The following is a 20985-nucleotide window of genomic DNA, read 5'->3' on the forward strand; positions in this document are numbered from 1 at the left end:
CTGCCCGCGTCCCGGGCTTAGCGGGCAATCACCCGATAAAACCGCCGGGGGCTGCCCCGGGTATCCGAGTCACGATGCAAATAAGTGGGCATGGGCCAGTTGATGGTCATCACGGATGTCCATTGCCGCAAATCGTCGCTCACTTGCAGCTCGTAAGGGTGGTCGGGCTGCAGGCGGATTTCAACCACAAACTGCTCGCCGTCCATGCGCGCATCCACCAGTTGGGCCGGGGCCGGCGGGGGGGGCGCCACGGTGCGGAGGGGGAAGCTGGTGGTGCGCATGTGCCCAATCAAGCCGGTGGCGTATTCGGTATTGGGGAGGGCCGGTTGAAAGACAATCAAGGTGCCCATGTACGACTCGCCCAACTGCAAGGTGTTGGCGGGGATGACATAGCTGGTGGAATTGCCGTCGAGGGCGCCCTCGGTGAAGGGGGCGGGGCTGCTGAGCACCGTGCGATTCTGGCGATCTATGATGGTGAAATAGACGACCTTGGGGATCAAGCCGCCGGCCAGCGAGCTCCAGCGCACGGTGAAGTCCTGGGAGGGCTCGATGGCCTGGGCGTTGGTCAGGTTGAGGATGTTGGGGGTGGGAGGGATGGTGGCGCCGGCGTAGCTGAGTTGATAACTGCGATAGCCGTCATTGAGGGTCCACATGTTCATGGTGTAGCGGCTGGGGGTGATGATGCTGGAGCTGCTGGGATAGGCGGCGTCCAGGGCGGCCAGCGTGGGGAACTCCTCGCTGTAGAGCCAGATGGCATCCTGGCCGCCGGCCAGCATGCCGATCAACCCCTGGGTGATGTTGGTGGCCAGTTGGCGCGTGGCTCCGCTGGGAAGGCGCACGGTGGCGTTGGTCACCACGTTGGGGCCGGTGGCAATGACAAAACTGATGAACTGGAAGGCATTGGTGCCAATGGGCGCCGGCGCCGCGCTCACGGTCTGGGTGTAAACGCCCGATTTGACCACGCCGTAGTATTGTACATCGGCGGCGGGGGCAAGCATCAGGCTCAAGCCGAAAAAGGCCGCCATCCACCGCGGATGGCCGGGGCATGGATGGGAGAAACGCATATCGAGTGACTGCTATATTGCCAATATCCCAAGGGTTGATTTCAGGGCTGTTCTGTCAGGGTTAACTTAGCTTATCTCCTTCTTCTTGGCCAGAAGGGAATGGCCGGAGAGCAGGCGAGCGGGAGCGGCCGGGTATTCGCGCGCCGCCGGGGCACTCGAAGATGACCGGCTGCCCCTTGGCGTGCCATCACGAAAGGGCGCGGGCAGGCGCCCCGGCCGTGGATTCACGCGAGGCGGGTTGGAGGGGAGACAGGCGCGGCCCCGGGGTTTACGGGCGGGCGGTGGCCTCCAGGAGATAGACCCGCCGCTGCACCACAAAATTTTTGAGGCTCAGGTTGCCGCCGGGCGGCCCGCGGAATCCCGGCGGGCCAAAGCCGCCAGCCAGAGGGGGCGGTGCTGCCGAGGTGTCACCTTCCATCTCATAAGCCAGGGAACGCTCGAAAGCCTGGTAGGACTCCAGTTTGTGCGTGTCGGCTTTTACGATGGGCGCGATTTTCTTTTGCAGGGCGGTGGCGAGCGGCTCGATTTTCTTCCAATCCAGGTGTTTCTCCGCGATCTGCCGCACATATTTCAAATAACGTTCGCGGAGGGCGGGGACGGCGAGCAATTTGCTTAACAGCGGCTTGCGGGGATCATCGGCGCCCGCCAGCGGCTCCAATTCCACACCCCGGGCGGGGTTGCCGCCCCCGCGCAGGCCGCGGCGTCCGCCATCCATCGGGCCGAAGCGCATGGCGGGCTGGAACGTTTCGTTGCTGTCATAGGGCAGGACGTGGAAGCGGCCCTTTTCATCCAGATAGAGGTTGTAGTCGCTGGCGCGGGTCCAGTAGCCATCGTTGTTGATGAACACATTTTCCAGCGCCAGAAACTTCAGCACGCCGTCCACTTCCAGCAGGGGCGCCAGGGCCTTTTCCAGCTCATTGGTGGGGGTTTGATTCAGGACACGGCAGAGTCTGATGAGCGCCTCCCAGCTTGCCGGCTCGTCCTTGCTTTTGATTTCATAAATCTTTTTGTACGGCTCGGCCTTGTCGCCGAGGTATTCCAGGCCCCCGCGGCCCTGGGGGCTGCCGGGCACTTTCCAGCGGGCGCCGTGGGTGGTGCCGAACCATTTTTTGATGAAGTCTTTATTGAACTGCTCCACGTTCACGAAAATGCCCCAGCTTTCGCCGTTGATGACCACGTGCACGAGGTTGGCTTCTGGAGCGGGGACGTATTCCCTTGCGGCCTGCAGGTATAAAACCGAGCGCAGGTAGGAGGGATCATTGTGGGAGTTGAGGAGATTCAGCGTTCGCACCCCCATCAGCCGCTGCTCGTCATGGGCAAAATCCAGGGAAACATTCAGGGACCGTTTGTACCCGCGGGGCACGGTGAAATAGGACGAGGCCCCGCGAAAGCGCATCCCCACGTCCCGATATTCCCGGCCGTCCACCACCAGGCGGGCGGGCACGTCCACATCCGTATGATAAAAATCTTCCAGTTCCTGCTCCCAGTCCTGGTTTTCAAAATAGAAAAATAGCGTGCGGACGGTTCCCAAGTCGTAGAGTGGCTTGTCCGGACATTTCGGCACGTCGGCGGGGGAGACAGAGGGGCCAGGCGGGGGCGGGGTGGTATCCACGGCCCGGCGCATGGGGCCTGGCCCCGGCAGGCGCGGGCCGCGGCCGGCGGCTTTTTCCTGTTGAATGAACTCGCGGGCGGCTTTGCGCTCCGCGGCGTCGAGGCGCTGATCGTTGTTTTTGTCAAACTTGCTGACCAGGGCGTAACGCTCCTGCACGCCCCCCATGCCATCGGGACCTAAGCCGCCGCCCGGGCCGCCCGGACCCCGATTAAAACCACGGCCGCCCATCGGTCCTCCACCCGGGCCGAAGGGGGGAAAACCATCAGCAGGCTGGGCCAGCGCATGCCAGAAAAATCCCCCCAGCGCCAGAATCAGCCCCATCATCACCCGCCAGCCGGGATGTTTATGATTCACATTCACAGTTCATCAGACTTGAAAATGTGGGCGGCGGTTACACGTGGCATTCAAAGGGGCTTCCCCCCGATGGGGCAGGGTGAAGGCAGCAGACCGTCAAGGTGGGCGGCTGACGCCTTTGGCGTGTGGCGTGACGGGGTGGAGCGGATGCCGGATTGGGGGGTGCGCTTCTCCCTCCAGCCTGCCGATAATCTCATTGATTTTTGGCGGCTGCAGCCTAGCATAGGATACATGGAAGCATGGCTGGAAACTGCGGCGGGCGACCGCATTCCTGTGCAGGGACCACTCTCCATCGGGCGCGCCTCGCAAAACGCCCTTTCCCTGCCGGGAGACCCGCGGGTAAGCCGGCGCCATGCCCTCATCCATCCGCAGGGGGCGGGGGAATTTTGGATCGTGGATTTGGGGAGCTCCAACGGGGTTTTCATCAACGGCCGGCGGCTGCGGCAGCCGGTGCAACTGCACGATCACGACAAAATCGAAATTGGCTCCACCACCTTCACCTTCCTGCAATCCGAAGCGCCCCTGTTTCCGGGCGACAGTCCGGCACCCCGCACCACCAATTATGTGACCCTCAAGGACATCAAAACCGAGGAGTTGTGGCTGCTGGTGGCGGACATCGTGGGCTTTACCCCGCTGAGCCAAAGCGTGCCGGGCGACGAGCTGGCCAGACTGGTGGGGCGGTGGATATGCGCCTGCAAAGAGGCCATTGAGCAGCAGGATGGGGTGATCAACAAATACCTGGGCGATGGTTTTCTGGCTTACTGGCCGCAGGCCGGGGTGCCGCCGGAAAAAGTGCGGCAAACATTGGAAACCCTGCGCGCGCTCCAACAGCAGACCCGCGAATTTTCCTTCCGGGTCGTCATTCACCGGGGCCGGATCACGGTGGACAATGCCGTGTCCCTGGGCGAAAACAGTCTCATCGGCCCCGATGTGAACTATGTTTTCCGCATGGAGAAAGTGGCCAGTCAGCTCAAAGAACTGTGCCTTTTGAGCGCCCCGGCCGCCGCCTTGCTTTACCCGGCCGCCGAATGCCGCAGTGTGGGGCGGCATCCCCTGCATGGTTTTGAGGGAGACTTTGAATTTTTTGCGCCCCCCGGCCCGCCGCCCCCGGCTTGACGCGTCCGGCGCGTTGCCGGAAATTGCCCTGAGTGACGGGGTAGAGTATATGCCACTGTATGAATACGAGCTTTGTGAGGGCGACTGCCAGATTTGCGGCGGCCGCTTCACTTTGCGCCGTTCGGCCAGCGCGCCGCCGGTAACGCATTGTCCCCTCTGCCGCAAACCGGTGCGCAAGGTGCTGAGCCAGTTCAGCACGCCGCACAAGCTCAAGCCGTTGTCCATCAGCGACGCCAAAAAGGCTGGTTTCACCGTGTACAAGCGACTGGGGAAGGGCGAGTACGAGCGGCAGTGAACCTCGGAGGGCCGCTGCGGACGCCGGCGGGGTGGTGGTGCGTCCCTGCTCGAGCCGGGCCGCGCGGCTGCCGCCGGGGGGGAGGCAGGCAAGCCCCAAGGCGGCGAAAATAATCCGGCTTCAAGGCTTGACAAATGCGGTGAAAACCAAAAACTCCCCTGCCATTATGTCAACGTTTCCGATTCAGTTTGTCGGCGTGACCGCGGTGGCCAAAGCCAACATTTACTTTGATGGCAAGGTGGTCAGCCACACGTTGATTTTTCCGGATGGCACCCGCAAGACGCTGGGGTTGATTTACCCCGGCAAATACCGTTTTAACACCGAAGCGCCGGAGCGCATGGAGATTGTGGCCGGCCAATGCACCGTGCAGGTCAATGGTCAACCCGCCCAGACGTTCACGGGGGGCACCAATTTCCACGTGCCGGCAAAGTCCAGCTTTGAGATTGAGGTGAAGGACGGCATTTGCGAGTACGTCTGCACCTATCTGCAATAGCCTTGCCTGCCGTCCCATGCTTCCGCCGGTGTCCTAGCGGGCCGGGTTAGGGGCGGCTTTTCCTTCCTAATATAATATCCTCCAAGCGCCGGCCAGGGTCATGGGGGAGTCCGCCGCTGGTTTGGGCGCACGATTATCCGATGGACAAGGCACGGGCCTTGGCTTAGCCTGCTGGGAGCCATGAAACTGCTTGTCCTGAATGGGCCCAATTTGAATCTGCTGGGCACTCGTGAACCGGGGATTTATGGCAGCCAAACTTTGGCGGACGTCGAGCGCATGGTACGCGAGGCTGCCGGCCGGCATGGGGCGGAGGTGGATTTTAGGCAATCCAACCATGAGGGGGAGCTGGTCACCTGGATTCAGGAGGCGCGGGGGGAGTTCGACGTGATCCTCTTGAACGCCGGGGCCTATACCCATACCAGCGTGGCCCTGCGGGACGCCATTGTGGCCGCCGGAGTGCCCACCATCGAAGTGCATCTGTCAAACATTCACGCCCGGGAAGAATTCCGGCATCGCTCCCTAATTGCCCCGGTTTGTTTGGGGCAGATTAGCGGTTTTGGGGCCAATTCGTATGTTTTGGCTGTGGAAGCTGCCGTTAAGGTTAAAGTAAAGCCATGAAAATGCCGGTCATTTTGACCTGATTTTTGGCTTAAAAAAGGGGGTTTTTCATCAAAAAACCGGGTTACGAGGCAAAAAAGAGCTAATTTTTACCATTTTTAGCCTGTTGTTTTGCCTCTTGACGCAGAATTAGTTTCTGGCATAATCCCCCCCCGATTTGTGACATTGGCTAGAGCAGTTCCGAAAGTTGCGGAAACTGCTTTTTTAGCAAATGAATCAGCATTTTTACAGGCTGCGGATTTGGCTGAGCAACCCCTGCAAAAGGAGGTTCCTGTGGACTTAAAAGACATCAAGGCCATCATAGACCTGATGAAAAAGAACTCGATTAGCGAGTTCGAGTTGGAAAAAGGGCAGGAGTTCAAAATCCGGCTCAAACGCGCCGCGGGCGGGGCTGCCGGCTCCGGCGCAGAGGAGGGGGGTATTCCGGCCTATGTGCCCGTGGTGGCCAGCCAGGCCCCTGCGGCGGTTGGTGCGGTGGCTCCCGCCCCGAGCGCGCCGGTACCCGCGGTCAACGAGGTGGAGATTAAGTCCCCGATGATTGGCACCTTCTATCGCGCCCCGTCGCCTGAGTCGGCTGCCTATGTGGAAGTGGGCACGGAGGTCAATCCCGACACCGTGGTTTGCATCATCGAACCCACCCCCCGCACCAACGAGATTAAGGCCGAGATGCGTGGGGTTATCACCGCCGTGTTGGTGGACAATGCCAAGCCGGTGGAGTTTGGCCAGCCGCTGTTCAAGGTTCGCCCCTTGTAAGCGAGGTTTGATGATTTGCAAGTTGTTATCCCGCAACAACTTACACACCATACCCCTGCATGTTTGAGAAAATCCTCATCGCCAACCGCGGAGAAATTGCTGTACGCATCATCCGGGCCTGCCGCGAGCTGAACATCAAAACGGTGGCTGTGTTTTCGCAAGCCGATGCCAACAGCATCCACGTGCAACTGGCGGATGAGGCCATCTGCATTGGCAAGGGGCCGGCCTCAGAAAGCTACCTGCGGATTGAGCGGCTGATTTCGGCCGCGGAAATTGCCGATGTGGATGCCATCCACCCGGGGTATGGGTTTTTGTCGGAGAACGCCCATTTTGCGGATGTTTGCGAGAGCTGCAACATCCGGTTTATCGGGCCCAATCCCCGGGCTTTGGAGGCGCTGAAGGACAAGGCCACCAGCCGGGTGCTGGCCAAAAAGGCGGGGGTGCCGGTGCCGCCCGGGTCGGAAGGGCTGGTGGAGACCGAGCAGGAAGCCATTCAGGTGGCGCAGAAGATCGGCTATCCGGTGTTGATCAAGGCCATTGCCGGTGGCGGCGGGCGCGGCATGCGCCTGGTGCACAACGACATGAGCCTGATCAAAGGCTTCCACACCGCCCGTACGGAGGCCGAGAAGGCCTTTGGCAATTCGGGGGTGTATATCGAGAAATTCATTGAGAATCCCCGGCACATTGAATTTCAAATCCTGGGCGATAACCGCGGCAACATCATCCATCTGGGCGAGCGCGATTGCTCCATCCAGCGCCGCAACCAGAAAATCATTGAGGAAACCCCCTCCCCCTTCATCGAGCACAAGCACAAGGACTTGCGGAAGAAGATGGGCAAGGCCGCCATCAAGATTGCCGAGGCCGCGCACTATACCAACGCCGGCACGGTGGAATTTGTGGTGGATGACGCCGGCAACTTCTACTTCCTCGAGATGAACAAGCGGATTCAGGTGGAGCATCCCATCACCGAGGAGGTCACGGGCGTGGATTTGGTGAAACAGCAGATATTGCTGGCCATGGGTGAGCCATTGAAGCTTTCGGATGTGACCTTCAAAGGTCATGCCATTGAGTGCCGGATCAATGCGGAGGATCCCTTTGATGATTTCCGGCCCAGCCCGGGACGGATTGAAATGTACTATCCGCCGGGGGGGCGGGGGGTGCGGCTGGACAGCCACGTATATGCGGGCTACACCATACCGCCCTATTACGATTCGATGATCGGCAAGCTCATCACCTACGGCAAGGACCGCCGGGAGGCGCTGGATCGCATGAGCCGGGCGTTGGGCGAATACATGATTACCGGCATCAAGACGACGATTCCTTTCGAGCAGGCCATTTTGCAGGACCCCAATTTCCGGCGGGGGGTGTACACCACCGCCTTTGTGGAACAGCTCCTGGGCAGTGCGCGGCGGGAGTTGTACGAGGAGAAATCCTGAGCCGGGTACGGGGCCGTTTTTTCACGCCTTGTGAAGCCGCTTGCCGAGTGCCGGTTGTACGGGTTTGTGGACACCGCCTACCTGCGGGGACGCAAGCCCGCCGAGGTGGCCCGGGAATTGTGTCAGGGGGGGTGCGACATCCTCCAGCTTCGGGCCAAGGATTGTCCGCCGGAGGTGATCCGGCGGATGGCGGTGGAAGTCCTGCCGGTTACCCGGGATTACGGGGTGCCGCTGGTCATCAATGATCACCCGCAAATCGCCCTGGAGGTGGGCGCGGAGTTCTGCCATCTGGGACAGGAGGATTTTTTTGAGGCGGGCCATCAGCAGGTGGCCGAGCTGGTGCCGGCGGGCGCATCCCTTCAGATCGGCCTTAGCACCCACGCCCCCGAGCAGGCCCGCCGGGCGCTGGCCGCCGGACCGGCTTATATAGCGATTGGGCCGGTTTTTGCCACCGGCACCAAACCCACCGCCAAACCGGTGACGCTGGAATATGTCCGCTGGGCGGCGGCCCATGTGCCGATTCCTTGGTTTGCCATCGGGGGCATCACCCTGGAGAATGTGGCGGCCGTGATGGCCGCGGGTGCCCGGAGGATTTGCGTGGTTTCGGCCATCTTGAATGCGCCCGACGTGGCCGCCGCCTGCCGGGCTTTTCGTCGTGCCCTGGACTTTGGCTCAGGTGCTGCCGGTCAGGCGTAAGAACCAGGGCAGGTTGCGCCAGACCATGTAGAAGAGCAGCACGGCCAGCAGCGCCCAGAGCGTCCAAGGCCGCCGGAAGGGGGTGGGCCAGTCGCGTCCGAAGGCCGCCCGCATGAATTCCCGCAGCACGACGTACGCCAGCAGGGGGGAGAGCACCACCAGCAGGGGGTTGAGCCGCCAGGCGGCGGCCAGGTCCCCATGCAGCAACGCATGGCCGGCCCGCAACCCGCCACAACCCGGGCATTGGAGGCCGGTGGTTTGGTAGAGGAAACATTTGGGGTAGAGGCGGCTTCCTTCCGGATTTACAAAATACAACACTGCCAGCCCGCCCACGGCGAGGAGGAGGGCCAGAGCCGCGGCCCAACGGGCCGGTTTTCGTGCCGGGAGCGGTTCAGCGGGCGCTGGCTGTGCGGTTTCCGGCGGGGGCGTCAGCAGCGGGGGCGGCTCAACGGACGACATGGATCAAGGCATTGGAGAGGGCGGCCACGAGGGTGGCCACCACGGACTCAACCAAACTTAAAATCCCCAGGATCAGCCCCACCACCGCCAGCGTCTGGCTGTGGGTATCCCGCTCGCGGCTGGCCTGAGCCAGGCCCAAGGTGGAGAAAAGGATGGCCAGAAGGTTGACGGGGCAGGCGCAACAACAGAGGCAGGAGCCCAAGAGCGAGAGCAGGCCGAAGACAAAGCCCCACAGGGCCATGGGGTTGGAGGTGGGGGGATGGCTGACGGCCCCAAGCGCCGCGGGGGGTGGAGGGGTCAATTCGGGGAAGGTATGCAGGGGACGCCAGGTGGGCTCCGCTTCGCTTCGGACCAAGGACTGGACATGCAGCCGTCCCTGGGCCAGCCATTGGCGGACCTCCTGCACGCTGGCCGGGCCGTATTCCCGGCCGTCGCCGCCGATTACCCTATACATGGCCTTGCGGTATCAGTTTAACGGCCGGGGGTGATTCTGGTTGCGGCGGGGCAAAAGGATCATGAATGCGCGCCCGGATTCCCATGCTGCATCCATCGGGGGCGTGGCGGCCCGCCTTTGGCTGGGGGGTCTTTGCCGGGAATGATTCATGGGGCCGGGGTGATGCCATGCCGGTTTATTTTTGAAAGGCGCTTTTGATCTCCGGCTTCATGAGGATCGTCAGACCCCAGATGCCAATGGGCAGGCCGATCAGACAGCAGCAACTGTTGCAGCAGGGGATCATGTTAAGAATCAACATGGCCATGGCGAAGCTGTAACTCCGCAGCTTGCGCATCTGCATTCCGGCCACGATGGTGGCGATGCCTAGGAATATGCCAATGATGGCGGAAATAATCCCCACCGTGCCGGACATAAGCTGAATAAACTTATCCATGTTGGGATCGCCGGTGGATTGGGTCATGGGCGTGGAGAGGCCCAGCAGGTTGCTGACCATGCCAAAGAGATTCCCGACGATGATCAAGGCCCCCAAAACCATCAAGCCCACGGCCGGCCCGGCCACCATTTCGGCGGGGTTGATTGCCGGAGCCGGGGCCAGCGGCGCCGCCACGCCGGGGACGGCAACTTCCTGCAATACCTGGGCAAACTCAGGGAAATCACGCAGCGGTTTCCAATCCGTCATGCCCGGTCCTTGCGCCAGGGTGTCGCCGTTGGCGCGGCGCTCGCGAATCCATCCCTGCAACTCCAAGAGGCTGGCCGGCCCGTAGGTGTTGCCGTCGGCTCCGATGATTTTGTACATAAACGATGGCGGATGTTATGAGGTTGCTAATGCCCTTACGCGAACCACAGTAAACCGCCCGGCTGGCGTTGGCAACCCGCAATTCCTCCGGAGAAGCAGACAGGGGCCGGATTTTATTCCGGCCCCGCTGCCGGGGATGGAATGGTGTCAACCCTGCCGCCCCTGTCCTGCCCAGGCCGCGGTGCAGCCGGCTGGAGTGTGGGGGGGCAACCGCCGCGCTCAGGCGACGGTGGGGACGATGTAGGGTGCGCGGTAGTTGCGGGTGAGCATCTGGTTGGCGGCCTGGTTGCCCAGGAAGGTCTCGCTGCGCGGGTCCATGCGGAGCGGCACGCCCAGCGTCAACAAGTCCTTGGTGATGTCCACGTTATTGGCCGCCAGATGGGCCGCCATGCGGTCAAAGGCTTCCTGGAATCCTTTGTCCGCCTTGATGGCCTCACGGATTTCGTCCGGGTTTTTCTTTACGCCCAGGCGATAGGAGATGTTGCCGGTATGGCAGAGCGCGCTGGAGAGATGTCCTTCGAGGATGTCGGCGTTCAGGTCCTCGTATTTGCGGCTGCGGACGGCCTTGAGGAAGTTGGCATAATGATTGTTGTCCCCCGTATCGGCCCAGCGTTTGATTTCCTTGCCCTCCTTGTCATAGGCAATGGCGCTGCGGTAGTTGGGCACGGTGACGTAGCCGTTTTCGCACTCGATGATGGCGGCCACGCTGCCGCCCTTGTACACGTCCATCTGGCCGCCGGGTTTGGCGGGCAGGCCGCGCACCTCAAAGATGAGCGGGGCCTTGGCGTAACCCTGGAAGACAATCTGGGTGTTGGCGGTTTCGCCGTCGTCAATGTAGCCGAGGCGACCGCCCACGCTCAGCACGTAGGGGGCCAGCTCCATTTCACCGAGGAACCAGCGGCAGATGTCCATCTGGTGGATGCCCTGGTTGCCGAGGTCGCCATTGCCGGTGTTCCAGACCCAGTGCCAGTCGTAATGGAGGCGCTTGCGCATGAGCGGCAGTTTTTCCGCCGGGCCGCACCAGAGATCATAATCAATGTTGGCGGGGATGGGTTGCGGGCCGTCCACCTTGCCGATGCTGTCGCGCCGCTTGTAGCAGAGGCCGCGGGCGATGACGATTTTGCCCAGATTGCCGGCCTTGACCCACTCCACAGCGGGCAGGATGCCCTCGCGGCTGCTGCGGCTCTGGGTGCCCGTCTGCACGATTTTCTTGTATTTGCGGGCGGCGAGCACGACTTGCCGGCCCTCCCAGACGTTGTGGGAGACGGGTTTTTCGAGGTACACATCCTTGCCGGCCTGGATGGCCCAGATGGCGCCCAGGGCATGCCAGTGGTTGGGGGTGGCGATGGAGACGACGTCCACATTTTTGCTTTCCAGGAGCTTGCGGATGTCGGTGTAAGTCTCAATTTCCCTGCCCTGCTGGCGTTGTTTTTCGGCGGCGCCTTCGAGGATTTTGGTGTCGCAATCACACAAGGCCGTCAGGCGCGTGCCCTGCTGGGCGGCAAAACCGCGGATGTGATCGCCGCCGCGGCCGCCAAAGCCCACGACGGCCACGCGGATGTCGGAGTTGGAGCCTGCCACCTGGGCCCAGGAACGGGCGCTCAGGCTGGTGGCCACCGCGGCCACGGCGGTGGTTTTGAGGAACTGACGCCGGGAAGGAGTGCGGATAGATTTCATAGGTACGGAAGGGGGTTCAGGGTTATTTAACTTCTTTGAGGTATTGTTGATAGCGCTCCGCCACCCGGGCCTGTTTCTCATCGCCTTCGTGGAGATAGAAACGGTAGCGGAAAGTCACTGATTTGCCGGCCGGGATGGTGAGATTGCCGGTGCCGGGCGGTTTTTTCTCAAAGTCGTGCACGCCAAAGGGGTTGGCGGCAAACAGGCCATAATCGCGCACGTGCCACCAGGTGGGATGCACCGGGTTGGCGGGATGCGGCATGATGGCGATGCCCACGCGCTGCCCGCGGACGGGGCCGGAATAATCGCACCATTCGGCGGCCTTGCCCCAGGCATTATTGCCTTCGACGCCGTTGCTCAGGACGATGCGGCCTTCGGCTTTGACGTTTTTGCCGCGATTCAAGCGCATGCTTTCGGCCACGCGCACGGCCATGGTGCCTTCCTTGGTGTCGCCCAGCACGACCTCCTGGTCCCGGGGCGCCTTGAGGGTGATTTCGAAGTCAAACAACCGCTCATTGGCCGGGCGGTTGTACACGCGCAGAATGCGCTCATCGGTCAGGACGACTTTGTTATCCGGCCCCACCCAGCGGCAGGAGGAGCGGATCCAGCCGGCGTCTTTGCCGGATTTCAATTCCAGAAACTGGTCATGCACAATACGCCCGGCCTTGCCGTCTTCGCTCCAAAAATCAACCCCGTTGACGGCCCCGTGGGAGAACCAGAGCGAGCGGTGGTGGGGATGGTCTTTTTCCTCGCCTTCGGCATCCGGCACCATCGGCCAGCCGCGGGTCATGGGCAGGCCGTTGGGGCCGATGAGCGGCCAATAATACGTCTTGCGGGTGGCATTGGTAACCACAGTGGTGGTGCCATCCGCATTTTTCCTGCGGATAAGGGCGGGATGCTGATTGCCGCGGTACCAGTACTCGGTGAAGAGCTGGCCGTTGATTTTGACGGTGACGCGGTCCTGGTTGTCCACAACTTCCACCCCTTCGGCGGCCGGGGCGGGCGCCTGGGCGAGGGCCAGGCCGCAAAGCGCCAGGAAGGCATAAACGGTGCGTTGAGTCATATAATGATATTTGGACGCGCCGCCCCGCTGGTCAAATCAAATAATTTTACCGGGTGGAAGGACATGCCCTTGGGGCCAGGGGAAAAGGGGAGTTTTGACGAGTCAGCCAAGGTGTGATATTCAAAGAATTAGTGCGAAAAAATTGCGGGGGGCTGCGAATAATTGGCGCGGCTCCGAGTCCAATCTGGTGAAGGCCTCAAGGTGAGGCCGCAAAGAAAGGACAAGTTATGAAACGGTTGCTTTTGGCAGGTTGCCTGATGGGGTTGACGGCAGTGAAGGCGATGGCCGGTGGATTCGGCTTTTCGATTTCCATCGGTTTGCCGGTGGTGTGCCCGCCCCCGCCTCCGCCGCCGGTGTACGTGGCGCCGGCGCCCGTAGTGGTGGCCCCTGCGCCCGCCCCGGTGGTGGCTCCGGCTCCGGTGGTCGCGCCCGCGCCGGTGGTGGTGGCTCCTGCGCCGGTGTATGTGGCGCCGCCGCCTCCTCCTCCCGTGGTGGTGTATCCGCGGGTGGTGGTGCCCGGGGTAATCTTTTATGGGCATTGGGGGCATCCCCGGCACTGCCGGTAAGCCCCGAGCCTTGAATGGCTTCAGTCACGCGGCCCCGGGTGGGCCGCGTTTTTTTTGCGGGATGCTGGAATCCGGGGGGATCGGTAGGCTTCCCGGTCGGGCGTCAGCGGGAGGGAGTGATTTTGAAAACGGCGGCCTGCTCCGGCTTGAGCGTGCAGGGCCAGGAGGCGGTGGTAGCGGCAAATTCGATGGGGCGTGCGGTGATTAGCTCCTCCACCTTCCAGGAGCCGGGGCCGGTGGAGTGGGGGAGCTGCCAGCGCAGGGTGGCTGACTGGGTTTGGGCGGTGGGGTTGAAGGCGGTCACGTAAATGGCGGGGCTGGCTTCGGTGCCGAAACGCTCCAGCCACAGGGCCGGGTTGTCACTCGAAACGCCGGTGACGGGCCGCCAGCCGGCTTCGGCGGTTTCTTTGATGATGGGGATGTATTTGCGGAAGAGGGGGCGGTCGCGGTTGTACCACTTGGGGTTTTGCCAGTAGGGATTTTCCGAGGCATTGTGGGAAAACATGCTGGGGAAGAAGCCGTAGAAGGCGCACCGCTGGAAATACTTTTCCACCAAATCGGGGGTGAACGCATCGTAATGGGTGTTCATGAGCAGGACGTACGGTTTGGCGCCGGCCATGAACCGCCACAGGCTCAGGGTGGCATCGCCGGGGGGATTCCATTGGCCGTTGTGATTCCAGTCGGTTTCCGTGCCCATGATGTCGAGCCAGGGGCAGAGAAAGGTGAAGCGATAGGGGACACCGTTGGCAAAAGTGAGTTTGCCCAGGCGGTGAACGTCGTCGCAGAACCAGCGGGTGAATTCGAAGACGGCCAGGCCCTTGAAGAGGGCCAGGCGGCGGGTCTCGGTGGCGAAGGTCAGCGGCACGGTGGTGTGGGCAAAGTGATCGCGGCGGTAGTTCAGGTCGGTGGTGACGTAGCCTTCCAGGGAGTCCAGGTATTCACCGTCCAACTGCCCTTTGGCGTCCGGGCCGTAGAGCCGTTTTTTTATGTCCTCGCTCCAGTGCCATTGTGCAAAATTGACCGGGCCGGGGAGGTGGGGATTGGGATTTAGGCTCCAAATGGCGCCGTCACACCAGGGTTCATTGCGGAATAAAAGCGCGGGGTGTCCGTCTTCATCCTGCATGGCGGCCACGAGGGTGACCTGGGCGGGAGTGCGTTGGTTGGGTTTGCCGCGTTCCAACAGTTCATCGCGGATTTTCAGCGCGGCTTCGCGGTTGCGTGGGGTCTCCTTGGGCATGGGCATCCACCAGGTCATAGGCTCGGTGTAACGGAAGCTCAGGATGCCGTGGGCGTCATCAAAGGGGACGTTGTTGTTGCCCTCGTGGTACTTGAAGCCAAAATCCTGCCAGTCCTGAACGGTGGAAATGTCCGTGAAGGGCATCCAGATGCCCTGGTCGCGGGAGCGCACCACGAAATGGTCGGGGAAAATCTCCATGTATTTCTGCCAGGCGCCCCGGAAGCCTTGCGCGCCGGGAAAATGATAGAGGACAAACTGGAATTCAGCGGCCCGGGGGAAATTTCGGGTATCTGGTGCCAGGCCGAAATCGTAGGCGATCCAGAGCCATTGCAGCGTGTGATCGTAACCGAGGCGGTAAATGGCCGGCTTGGCCATGTCCAGCCCCAGGGCCAGGCCCGTGTTGCCCTGCCACATGGGGAAGACGGGATAGAGCGCCAGCGTGCCGGTCGCGCCGCACTTGACCTGCGTTTCTGCCCGGTAGGCGCGGGGCGGCCGGATGACCGGGCCGAAATGATCGCCCAGGCTGTCCGGCAAGAAACCATTGGTGCCGACAGGCAGTGCAAAAACCAGGGTGACGGCCCGGTCCTGGTCGGTGGTATCCGTCAGCCGCCCGGTAACCACCAGGTGGTTGGAGCGGGGGGTGAGGGTGTAGTCCAACCGCAGGCCCAGCTCGGGGCATTGTCCGTTTTGAAAGGGCAGGAAATCACTGGCGCGCGCCACGTCGCGCACCATGAAACCGCCGGGGGCAGCCCCACGCGGCCAACTGCCGCCAAGCACATAATCACCGGCCATCTCCAGTCGAAGCCCATCGGAGGTTTGGACGGTGCGCGCGGGTGGTGGGGGTGGGGCCAGGGCTTCTGGGGGACGGCTGGCAAAGGCGCCCTGGAAGAAGGAAGCCCCAGCCTCCGGACGCAGCTCCTCCAGGCGGAGGTCATCAAACCAAACTTTGCCGGTGTGGCCGCGAAAGAGGCAATATACGGTGAGCTGTTTGACAGGTTTTTCGGGCACAATCCACACTTCGCGTTTTTCCCAATCGTGTGTGCCACAGCGGAAATTGGCCGTCTGCCCCCACAAGGGGGAGCCATCGGCATAGATCAAATCCACGTACAGGGAGTAGTTGTTGTCGGCGCTGCCGCTGACGTTTTCCGCCTTGCTCCATGCCTGTACCAGGAGCGGCGCGGGTTCGGCTTGGTTGAGCACCACGGTTTGCGCGGCCCCGCTGCCGGGGGTGGGCTGCTCATTGTGGCAGAGGATGCCCTGGGTGCCGTGGCGCCCCCCGTGGGGGACCAGTTCAAAGCCGCGTTGATAGGCAGACCAACCGGCGGGGCGGCCGTTTTGGGCCTGCTCGAAGCCGGCGTTTTGCAGGCGGTTGGCAGCGGCCGGGGAAGATTGCAATACGCGCAACATGGGCGTGGCGGCGGGGAGCCAGCCCCCCAGCAGCGCGAGCAGCACGGAGACCCAAAGGGGGCGGAAAGCGGGGTTGTGACGCCAGCAGGTGTTCATGGCTTGAGGCTACCGCGTCTGCGGTCCGGGCGCAACATCTGCTGGCCAAGGGGCGGGGCGGGAGTATAATGAGACTATGAATCAGCCAATGAAGCGCCGCCGGTTTCTGGCGGGAATGTCTTTGGGCACACTGGCGCTGGCCGGGGTGGCTCCACAGGTGTGGTCGCAGAACGGCGGAGTGCCGCCCAGCCGCAAGCTGAATTTGGGGGTGATCGGCGTGGCCAATCGGGGCGGGGAAAACTTGCGTGCCGTGGCGTTTGAAAACATTGTGGCGCTATGCGACGTGGATAAGAACAACCTGAGCCTGGCCGCCCAGCGTTTTCCCAACGCGAAAACCTTTCAGGATTTTCGGGAGCTGCTGGAAGTGGAGGGACTGGACGCGGTGGTGATCAGCACGCCGGATCATTGCCACGCCGTGATTGCGGCGGCGGCGCTCAACAAGGGGCTGCCGATTTATTGTGAGAAGCCGCTGGCGCGCACGGTGAGCGAGGCGCGGCGCATCACCGAGCTGGCCCGGCAGAAACGCAAGGTCACGCAGTTGGGCACGCAAATCCATGCCTCGCGCAATTATCGGCGGGTGGTGGAGCTGGTGCAAAGCGGCGTGATTGGCGCGGTGCGCGAGGTGCATGTATGGGTGCAGGTGGTTTATGGGGGCGTCAAGATGCCCACGGAATTCCCCCCTGTGCCGCCGTCGCTGAATTACGATTTATGGCTGGGCCCGCTGGAGTTTCGGCCCTACAGCCCGGAATGGGTGCCGTTCAAATGGCGTAATTGGTGGGCCTTTGGCGGGGGCACGCTGGCGGACTTTGGCTGTCACTACATGGATTTGCCCCACTGGGCGCTGGAGCTGTCGCATCCCCGCGCGGTGGAGGTGCTTGAGGGCCCGCCGGTGGATGCGGAGTCGGTGCCCACATGGCTGAAGGTGCGCTATGAGCATCCGGCCCGCGGCAACAAACCGCCGGTGACACTCTATTGGTATCAGGGGCAGGGGCGGTATCCGGAGCGGTTGACGCCCGAGCAATATCGGCAGTGGCGCAGCGGGGTGTTGTTTGTGGGCGAGGAGGGCCAAATCATTGCCAACTACACGAATCATGAGCTGTGGCCGGAGCAAAAATTTGCCAATTTCCAGCGTCCCAAGCCGTTTATCAAGGACAGTCCGGGACACCATGCCGAGTGGCTGGAGGCCATCCGGAATGGGGGCACTCCCACCTGCCACTTTGATTATGCCGGGCCATTGACGGAGACGGCCCTGCTGGGCAACGTGGCCTATCGCGCGCAGAAGAAGCTGGAGTGGAATTGGCGTGAGCTGCGGGCGGCCAACGCCCCGGAGGCGGACAAGTTCGTCCAGCATCGGTATCGGGCGGGATGGAAGATTTAGCGGGCCAGGAGGGGCGGACAGGCGCGGGCAGGGATGGGAAAATCGGGCTGGCATTTGTGTAAAAAGGCGATACATTAGGTGTCAGTCTGCGGGTGTGGGGTATGTCAACGTTATTATTGGCAGCAGCAGGTGGCCCGGCCAGCGCCAGCACAGAGATGTCCGGGGTGTGGTTTGACGTGCTGACGGCGGTGGTTTTGGGGTGGGGCATCTATCGCGGGCGCAAGCGCGGGATGTCGGAAGAACTGCTTTCCCTTCTGCAAATTCTCACGATTTTGGTGGTTTGCGGCATGTATCACCGGCCGGTGGGGAATTGGTTTGCGGAGATGGCCGGGGTGACGCACCTGTTTGCCTACCTGTTTGTGTATGTGGCCATGTTGCTCATCATCCTGACCATCTTTGGCGCCACGCGGCGGGCGGTGGGGGAGAAGCTGGTGAGCAGCGATTTGTTTGGGCGCCTGGAATATATTTTGGGGATGCTGGCGGGCATGATTCGTTACGCCGGTTACTTGGTGGTGGCTTTGGCCCTGTTGAACGGGCCGGTGTACACCCGGGAGGAAATCCAGGCGCAGGTGGACGCGCAAATACGCAACCTGGGCAGCACTTTTTTCCCGACGCCCGGCCAGTTGCAGGAGAGCATTTTGAAAAAAAGCTTTTGCGGGCAGTGGGCGCGGCGTAATTTGGAGCTGCTCTTGATCCGGCCCACGCCCACCACGGACGCGGGGTCCGGCGGGCCGAGGCGGCCCACGTTGAAGGAAATCAAAGAGCAAGAGCTCAAGAAAGCCACAGAAAAGTAAGCCCTGCCCGCGCGTGAATGGCCCGGAGGCCAGCCGGCGCAACCCACCCGGGACGGCAATGCATTGAAGTATGCCCAGCAGTTTGCCCTTCGGATGGTATGATGTCCTGGCGGTCATCATGGTGGTCATTGGGGTGTTGCGCGGCCGGCGCCGCGGGATGTCCCAGGAGTTACTGGACTTTTTCATGTGGTTGGGGATGGTGGGGGGCGGGGCGTATGTCTGCCGCCAGGCGGCGCCCTACCTGATCAAGTGGACCGGGTTGAGCCAGCTTTCCGCGCATCTTTTGGGGTATCTGGGCACGGTGGTGGCGGTGTGGTTCATCTTCATGCTCCTGAAAAATGCCTTGCGCGACAAACTGGCCGGCAGCGACTTCTTTGGGCGGCTGGAGTATCCGCTGGGCATTTTGGCGGCCATCATTCGGTTTCTGTGCATCCTGGTCCTGCTGGCGGCCCTGGTGAATGCCAAATTTCAGACCGAGGAACAGAAACAGCAGGCCCGCAAAGACCAGGAAAAAGAGCTGGGCAGCAGTTTCTTCCCCACCCTGGGCGATATTCAGGACGGCATCTTCAAGAAATCCTTTTGCGGGTCGCAACTGGCCAAACATGCCCCGTACTTGTTGATTCCGCCCAGCAAGACCGAAGGGGAGGATTTGCGCACCAAGGAAGGATTGGGGCGGCAGCGGGAGCGGGAGCTGGACAAAATCCTGGGCAAATGAAGCGCCGTGGCCGGGATCATTTCACCGCAGGTCATTGAGCAGGTTCGCGCCGCCAGCGACATTGTGGAGGTGATCAGCGGTTATTTTCCCCTGAAACGGGCCGGGGCCAATTTTGTGGCGCTGTGCCCGTTTCACAAGGAGAAGACGCCGAGCTTTAACGTTAATCCCCAACGCCAGATCTTCCATTGCTTCGGTTGCCACAAGGGCGGCGATGTCATCACTTTCATCCGGGAATACGAAAATATTTCTTTTCTCGATGCCGTCCGCCGGCTGGCGGAGCGGGCCAACATCCCCCTGGCTTTTGAAAATGATCCTCAGTACCGGCAGACGCGCGAGCTTAAGGAGGTGCTGCTGGAGATTCATGAGCAGTTGACGCGCCGCTGGCAGCAGGCCCTCAACCAGGACAGCGCCGGGCAGGTGGCGCGCGAGTATTTGCAAAAACGGGGCGTGGGCGCGGAGGCCATCCAGCTTTTCCGGCTGGGTTATGCGCCGGAGGCCTGGGATGACACGGTGAACTGGGCGCGGCGCAAGGGCTATGACATGGCGTTGATGGAGCAGGCTGGTTTGGTGGTGCGGGCCGAGGGCCGGGACCATTACTATGACCGCTTCCGCGGGCGGCTGATGTTTCCCATTTGTGACGAGCAGGGGCGGGTCATCGCCTTCAGCGGGCGCACGTTGAATCCCGAGGAAAAGACGGCCAAGTACGTGAATTCGCCGGAAACGCCCATATTCGTCAAAAGCCGCGTGTTTTACGGGCTGGACAAGAGCCGGCGGGCCATTCAGGAGATGCGGCAGGCGGTGATTTGCGAGGGGCAGTTGGATTTGATTGCGTGCTTCATGGCGGGGGTGCGCCACGTGGTGGCGCCTCAGGGGACGGCGTTCACGGGCGAGCACGCGCGCATCCTCAAACGGTATGTGGAGGAGGTCGTGCTGTGTTTCGACGCCGACACCGCCGGCCAGAACGCCGCCGAGCGGGTGGCTGATGGCCTGTTGCCATTGGGGATTGCCGTGCGGGTGGCCGTGCTCCCGTCGCCCCATGATCCGGACAGCCTGGTGCGCGAGCAGGGGGCCGGCGCTTTGCAGCGGGCGGTGGAGGAGGCGCCGGGATATTTTGACTATCTGCTCGAGCGCCTGTGCAGCCAATACCCTCCGGCCACGGACAAGGGCCGGCTGGAAATCACCCGCCGCATGGCCACCGCCCTCAAGAAAACGCGCAATGAGGTGTTGCTGGAGACGTATGCCCAGAAAACGGCGCTGCGTTTTGGGTTGAATCCTTCCGCGTTCATTCAGCAATTTCGCGCCACGCCCGTGGCTCCGGCGGAGGGGTTGATGGTGGAAGAGGCCCCGCCGGAGCCGGTCGAGCGGCCGCCGGCGGTGGAGCTGCGGCTGTTGCAACTGGTGATGTGTCACGACGAGGCGGCGCCGGTGTGGCTGGGGGCGATGGACCTGGCGTGGGTTACCAGCGAGCCGGTGCGCCGCCTGCTGGCCTTGCGCCGCGCGGCGGCTGAAAGCCAGACGTGGCAGGGGGTGGGAGCGTTGCTGACCACGCTGGAGGAGGAGCGGCTGCGGAATCTGCTGAGTGAGGCCCTGCTGGACGAGCGGCCCATGAATCAGCCTGAGGCCGAGGTGCGGCATGCCCTGCAGCAGTTGCGCAACCAGTACCTCGGCCAGCAAATCAAGCTGTTGCAGGCGCAGCTCGGCCGGCCGGATCTGCCCCCGGAGCAAATGCTGGCCACCGCCGCCGAATACAAGCGGCTGACGCTGCTCAAACGGGAGCCGTTCAGGCTGCCGCCGGTGGGGCAGACGGCGGATTAGGCGGGGCATTGGGCGGGGCGGCGGCAGCTTCGGCATGCCCGGGCTGCAAAAGGTTCGTGAATTTTTATTTTCCCGCGGCTGAAAATTTCTT

At 62.1% G+C, this 20985-nt stretch carries 20 protein-coding genes; 12 read left to right on the forward strand and 8 right to left on the reverse strand.

Annotation, left to right across the window (positions count from 1 at the left end; all coding sequences use genetic code 11):
* Positions 1-17: 17 nt before the first annotated feature.
* Together N3J91_15200 and N3J91_15205 are read right to left on the reverse strand one after the other, a co-directional pair.
* The gene (locus tag N3J91_15200) at positions 18-1064 is read right to left on the reverse strand and encodes a hypothetical protein (protein MCX8157766.1); all 1047 of its coding nucleotides are present in this window, start codon (positions 1062-1064) and stop codon (positions 18-20) included.
* Between the two features lie 268 nt (positions 1065-1332).
* Positions 1333-3030, reverse strand: a complete 1698-nt coding sequence (locus N3J91_15205) for a CotH kinase family protein (protein MCX8157767.1) — start codon at positions 3028-3030, stop codon at positions 1333-1335.
* Between the two features lie 231 nt (positions 3031-3261).
* On the opposite strand from N3J91_15205, the gene N3J91_15210 reads away from it, so the two are divergent.
* From N3J91_15210 to thiE, 7 genes are all read left to right on the forward strand, one after another.
* Positions 3262-4146, forward strand: coding sequence for an adenylate/guanylate cyclase domain-containing protein (locus N3J91_15210; protein ID MCX8157768.1), 885 nt, complete (start codon positions 3262-3264; stop codon positions 4144-4146).
* Positions 4147-4195: 49 nt separating this feature from the next.
* Complete coding sequence (locus tag N3J91_15215; GenBank protein ID MCX8157769.1) at positions 4196-4441, forward strand: zinc ribbon domain-containing protein; 246 nt, start codon at positions 4196-4198, stop codon at positions 4439-4441.
* Between the two features lie 166 nt (positions 4442-4607).
* Complete coding sequence (locus N3J91_15220) at positions 4608-4934, forward strand: pyrimidine/purine nucleoside phosphorylase (GenBank protein MCX8157770.1); 327 nt, start codon at positions 4608-4610, stop codon at positions 4932-4934.
* Between the two features lie 180 nt (positions 4935-5114).
* On the forward strand, positions 5115-5552 hold the full coding sequence (gene aroQ / locus N3J91_15225) for a type II 3-dehydroquinate dehydratase (GenBank protein ID MCX8157771.1): 438 nt from the start codon (positions 5115-5117) through the stop codon (positions 5550-5552).
* Between the two features lie 240 nt (positions 5553-5792).
* Complete coding sequence (gene accB / locus N3J91_15230; GenBank protein MCX8157772.1) at positions 5793-6305, forward strand: acetyl-CoA carboxylase biotin carboxyl carrier protein; 513 nt, start codon at positions 5793-5795, stop codon at positions 6303-6305.
* A gap of 59 nt (positions 6306-6364) precedes the next feature.
* Positions 6365-7741 carry an acetyl-CoA carboxylase biotin carboxylase subunit gene (gene accC, locus N3J91_15235; protein MCX8157773.1) on the forward strand — a complete coding sequence of 459 codons (1377 nt, stop codon included), beginning with the start codon at positions 6365-6367 and terminating at the stop codon, positions 7739-7741.
* 30 nt (positions 7742-7771) lie between these two features.
* Complete coding sequence (thiE, locus tag N3J91_15240; GenBank protein ID MCX8157774.1) at positions 7772-8437, forward strand: thiamine phosphate synthase; 666 nt, start codon at positions 7772-7774, stop codon at positions 8435-8437.
* Here thiE and N3J91_15245 read toward each other — a convergent pair.
* From N3J91_15245 to N3J91_15265, 5 genes are all read right to left on the reverse strand, one after another.
* On the reverse strand, positions 8414-8896 hold the full coding sequence (locus N3J91_15245; GenBank protein ID MCX8157775.1) for a DUF2752 domain-containing protein: 483 nt from the start codon (positions 8894-8896) through the stop codon (positions 8414-8416). The genes thiE and N3J91_15245 overlap by 24 nt on opposite strands.
* Positions 8883-9350 (reverse strand): DUF4339 domain-containing protein, encoded by a 468-nt coding sequence (locus N3J91_15250; GenBank protein MCX8157776.1) that lies wholly within the window; start codon positions 9348-9350, stop codon positions 8883-8885. The genes N3J91_15245 and N3J91_15250 overlap by 14 nt, the downstream gene beginning before the upstream one ends.
* 175 nt (positions 9351-9525) lie before the next feature.
* Positions 9526-10146, reverse strand: coding sequence for a DUF4339 domain-containing protein (locus N3J91_15255; protein MCX8157777.1), 621 nt, complete (start codon positions 10144-10146; stop codon positions 9526-9528).
* 219 nt (positions 10147-10365) lie between these two features.
* Positions 10366-11823, reverse strand: a complete 1458-nt coding sequence (locus N3J91_15260) for a Gfo/Idh/MocA family oxidoreductase (protein MCX8157778.1) — start codon at positions 11821-11823, stop codon at positions 10366-10368.
* Between the two features lie 22 nt (positions 11824-11845).
* Entirely contained in the window at positions 11846-12886 is a 1041-nt protein-coding gene (locus tag N3J91_15265; GenBank protein MCX8157779.1) for a PmoA family protein, read from the reverse strand.
* A gap of 227 nt (positions 12887-13113) precedes the next feature.
* Between N3J91_15265 and N3J91_15270 the strand changes: the two genes are divergently transcribed.
* A complete protein-coding gene (locus N3J91_15270; protein MCX8157780.1) occupies positions 13114-13452 on the forward strand; it encodes a hypothetical protein in 339 nt (112 codons plus the stop codon).
* 103 nt (positions 13453-13555) lie between these two features.
* On the opposite strand, the gene N3J91_15275 is transcribed toward N3J91_15270, so the two are convergent.
* Positions 13556-16192 (reverse strand): hypothetical protein, encoded by a 2637-nt coding sequence (locus N3J91_15275; protein ID MCX8157781.1) that lies wholly within the window; start codon positions 16190-16192, stop codon positions 13556-13558.
* Positions 16193-16268: 76 nt separating this feature from the next.
* On the opposite strand from N3J91_15275, the gene N3J91_15280 reads away from it, so the two are divergent.
* From N3J91_15280 to dnaG, 4 genes are all read left to right on the forward strand, one after another.
* The gene (locus N3J91_15280; protein MCX8157782.1) at positions 16269-17570 is read left to right on the forward strand and encodes a Gfo/Idh/MocA family oxidoreductase; all 1302 of its coding nucleotides are present in this window, start codon (positions 16269-16271) and stop codon (positions 17568-17570) included.
* 101 nt (positions 17571-17671) lie between these two features.
* Complete coding sequence (locus N3J91_15285) at positions 17672-18364, forward strand: CvpA family protein (protein MCX8157783.1); 693 nt, start codon at positions 17672-17674, stop codon at positions 18362-18364.
* 70 nt (positions 18365-18434) lie between these two features.
* The gene (locus tag N3J91_15290) at positions 18435-19079 is read left to right on the forward strand and encodes a CvpA family protein (protein ID MCX8157784.1); all 645 of its coding nucleotides are present in this window, start codon (positions 18435-18437) and stop codon (positions 19077-19079) included.
* A 6-nt stretch (positions 19080-19085) separates the two neighbouring features.
* Positions 19086-20894, forward strand: a complete 1809-nt coding sequence (gene dnaG / locus N3J91_15295; protein ID MCX8157785.1) for a DNA primase — start codon at positions 19086-19088, stop codon at positions 20892-20894.
* Positions 20895-20985 lie beyond the last annotated feature (91 nt).

It is taken from the genome of Verrucomicrobiia bacterium (assembly GCA_026414565.1).
Taxonomy (GTDB): domain Bacteria; phylum Verrucomicrobiota; class Verrucomicrobiia; order Limisphaerales; family Fontisphaeraceae; genus Fontisphaera.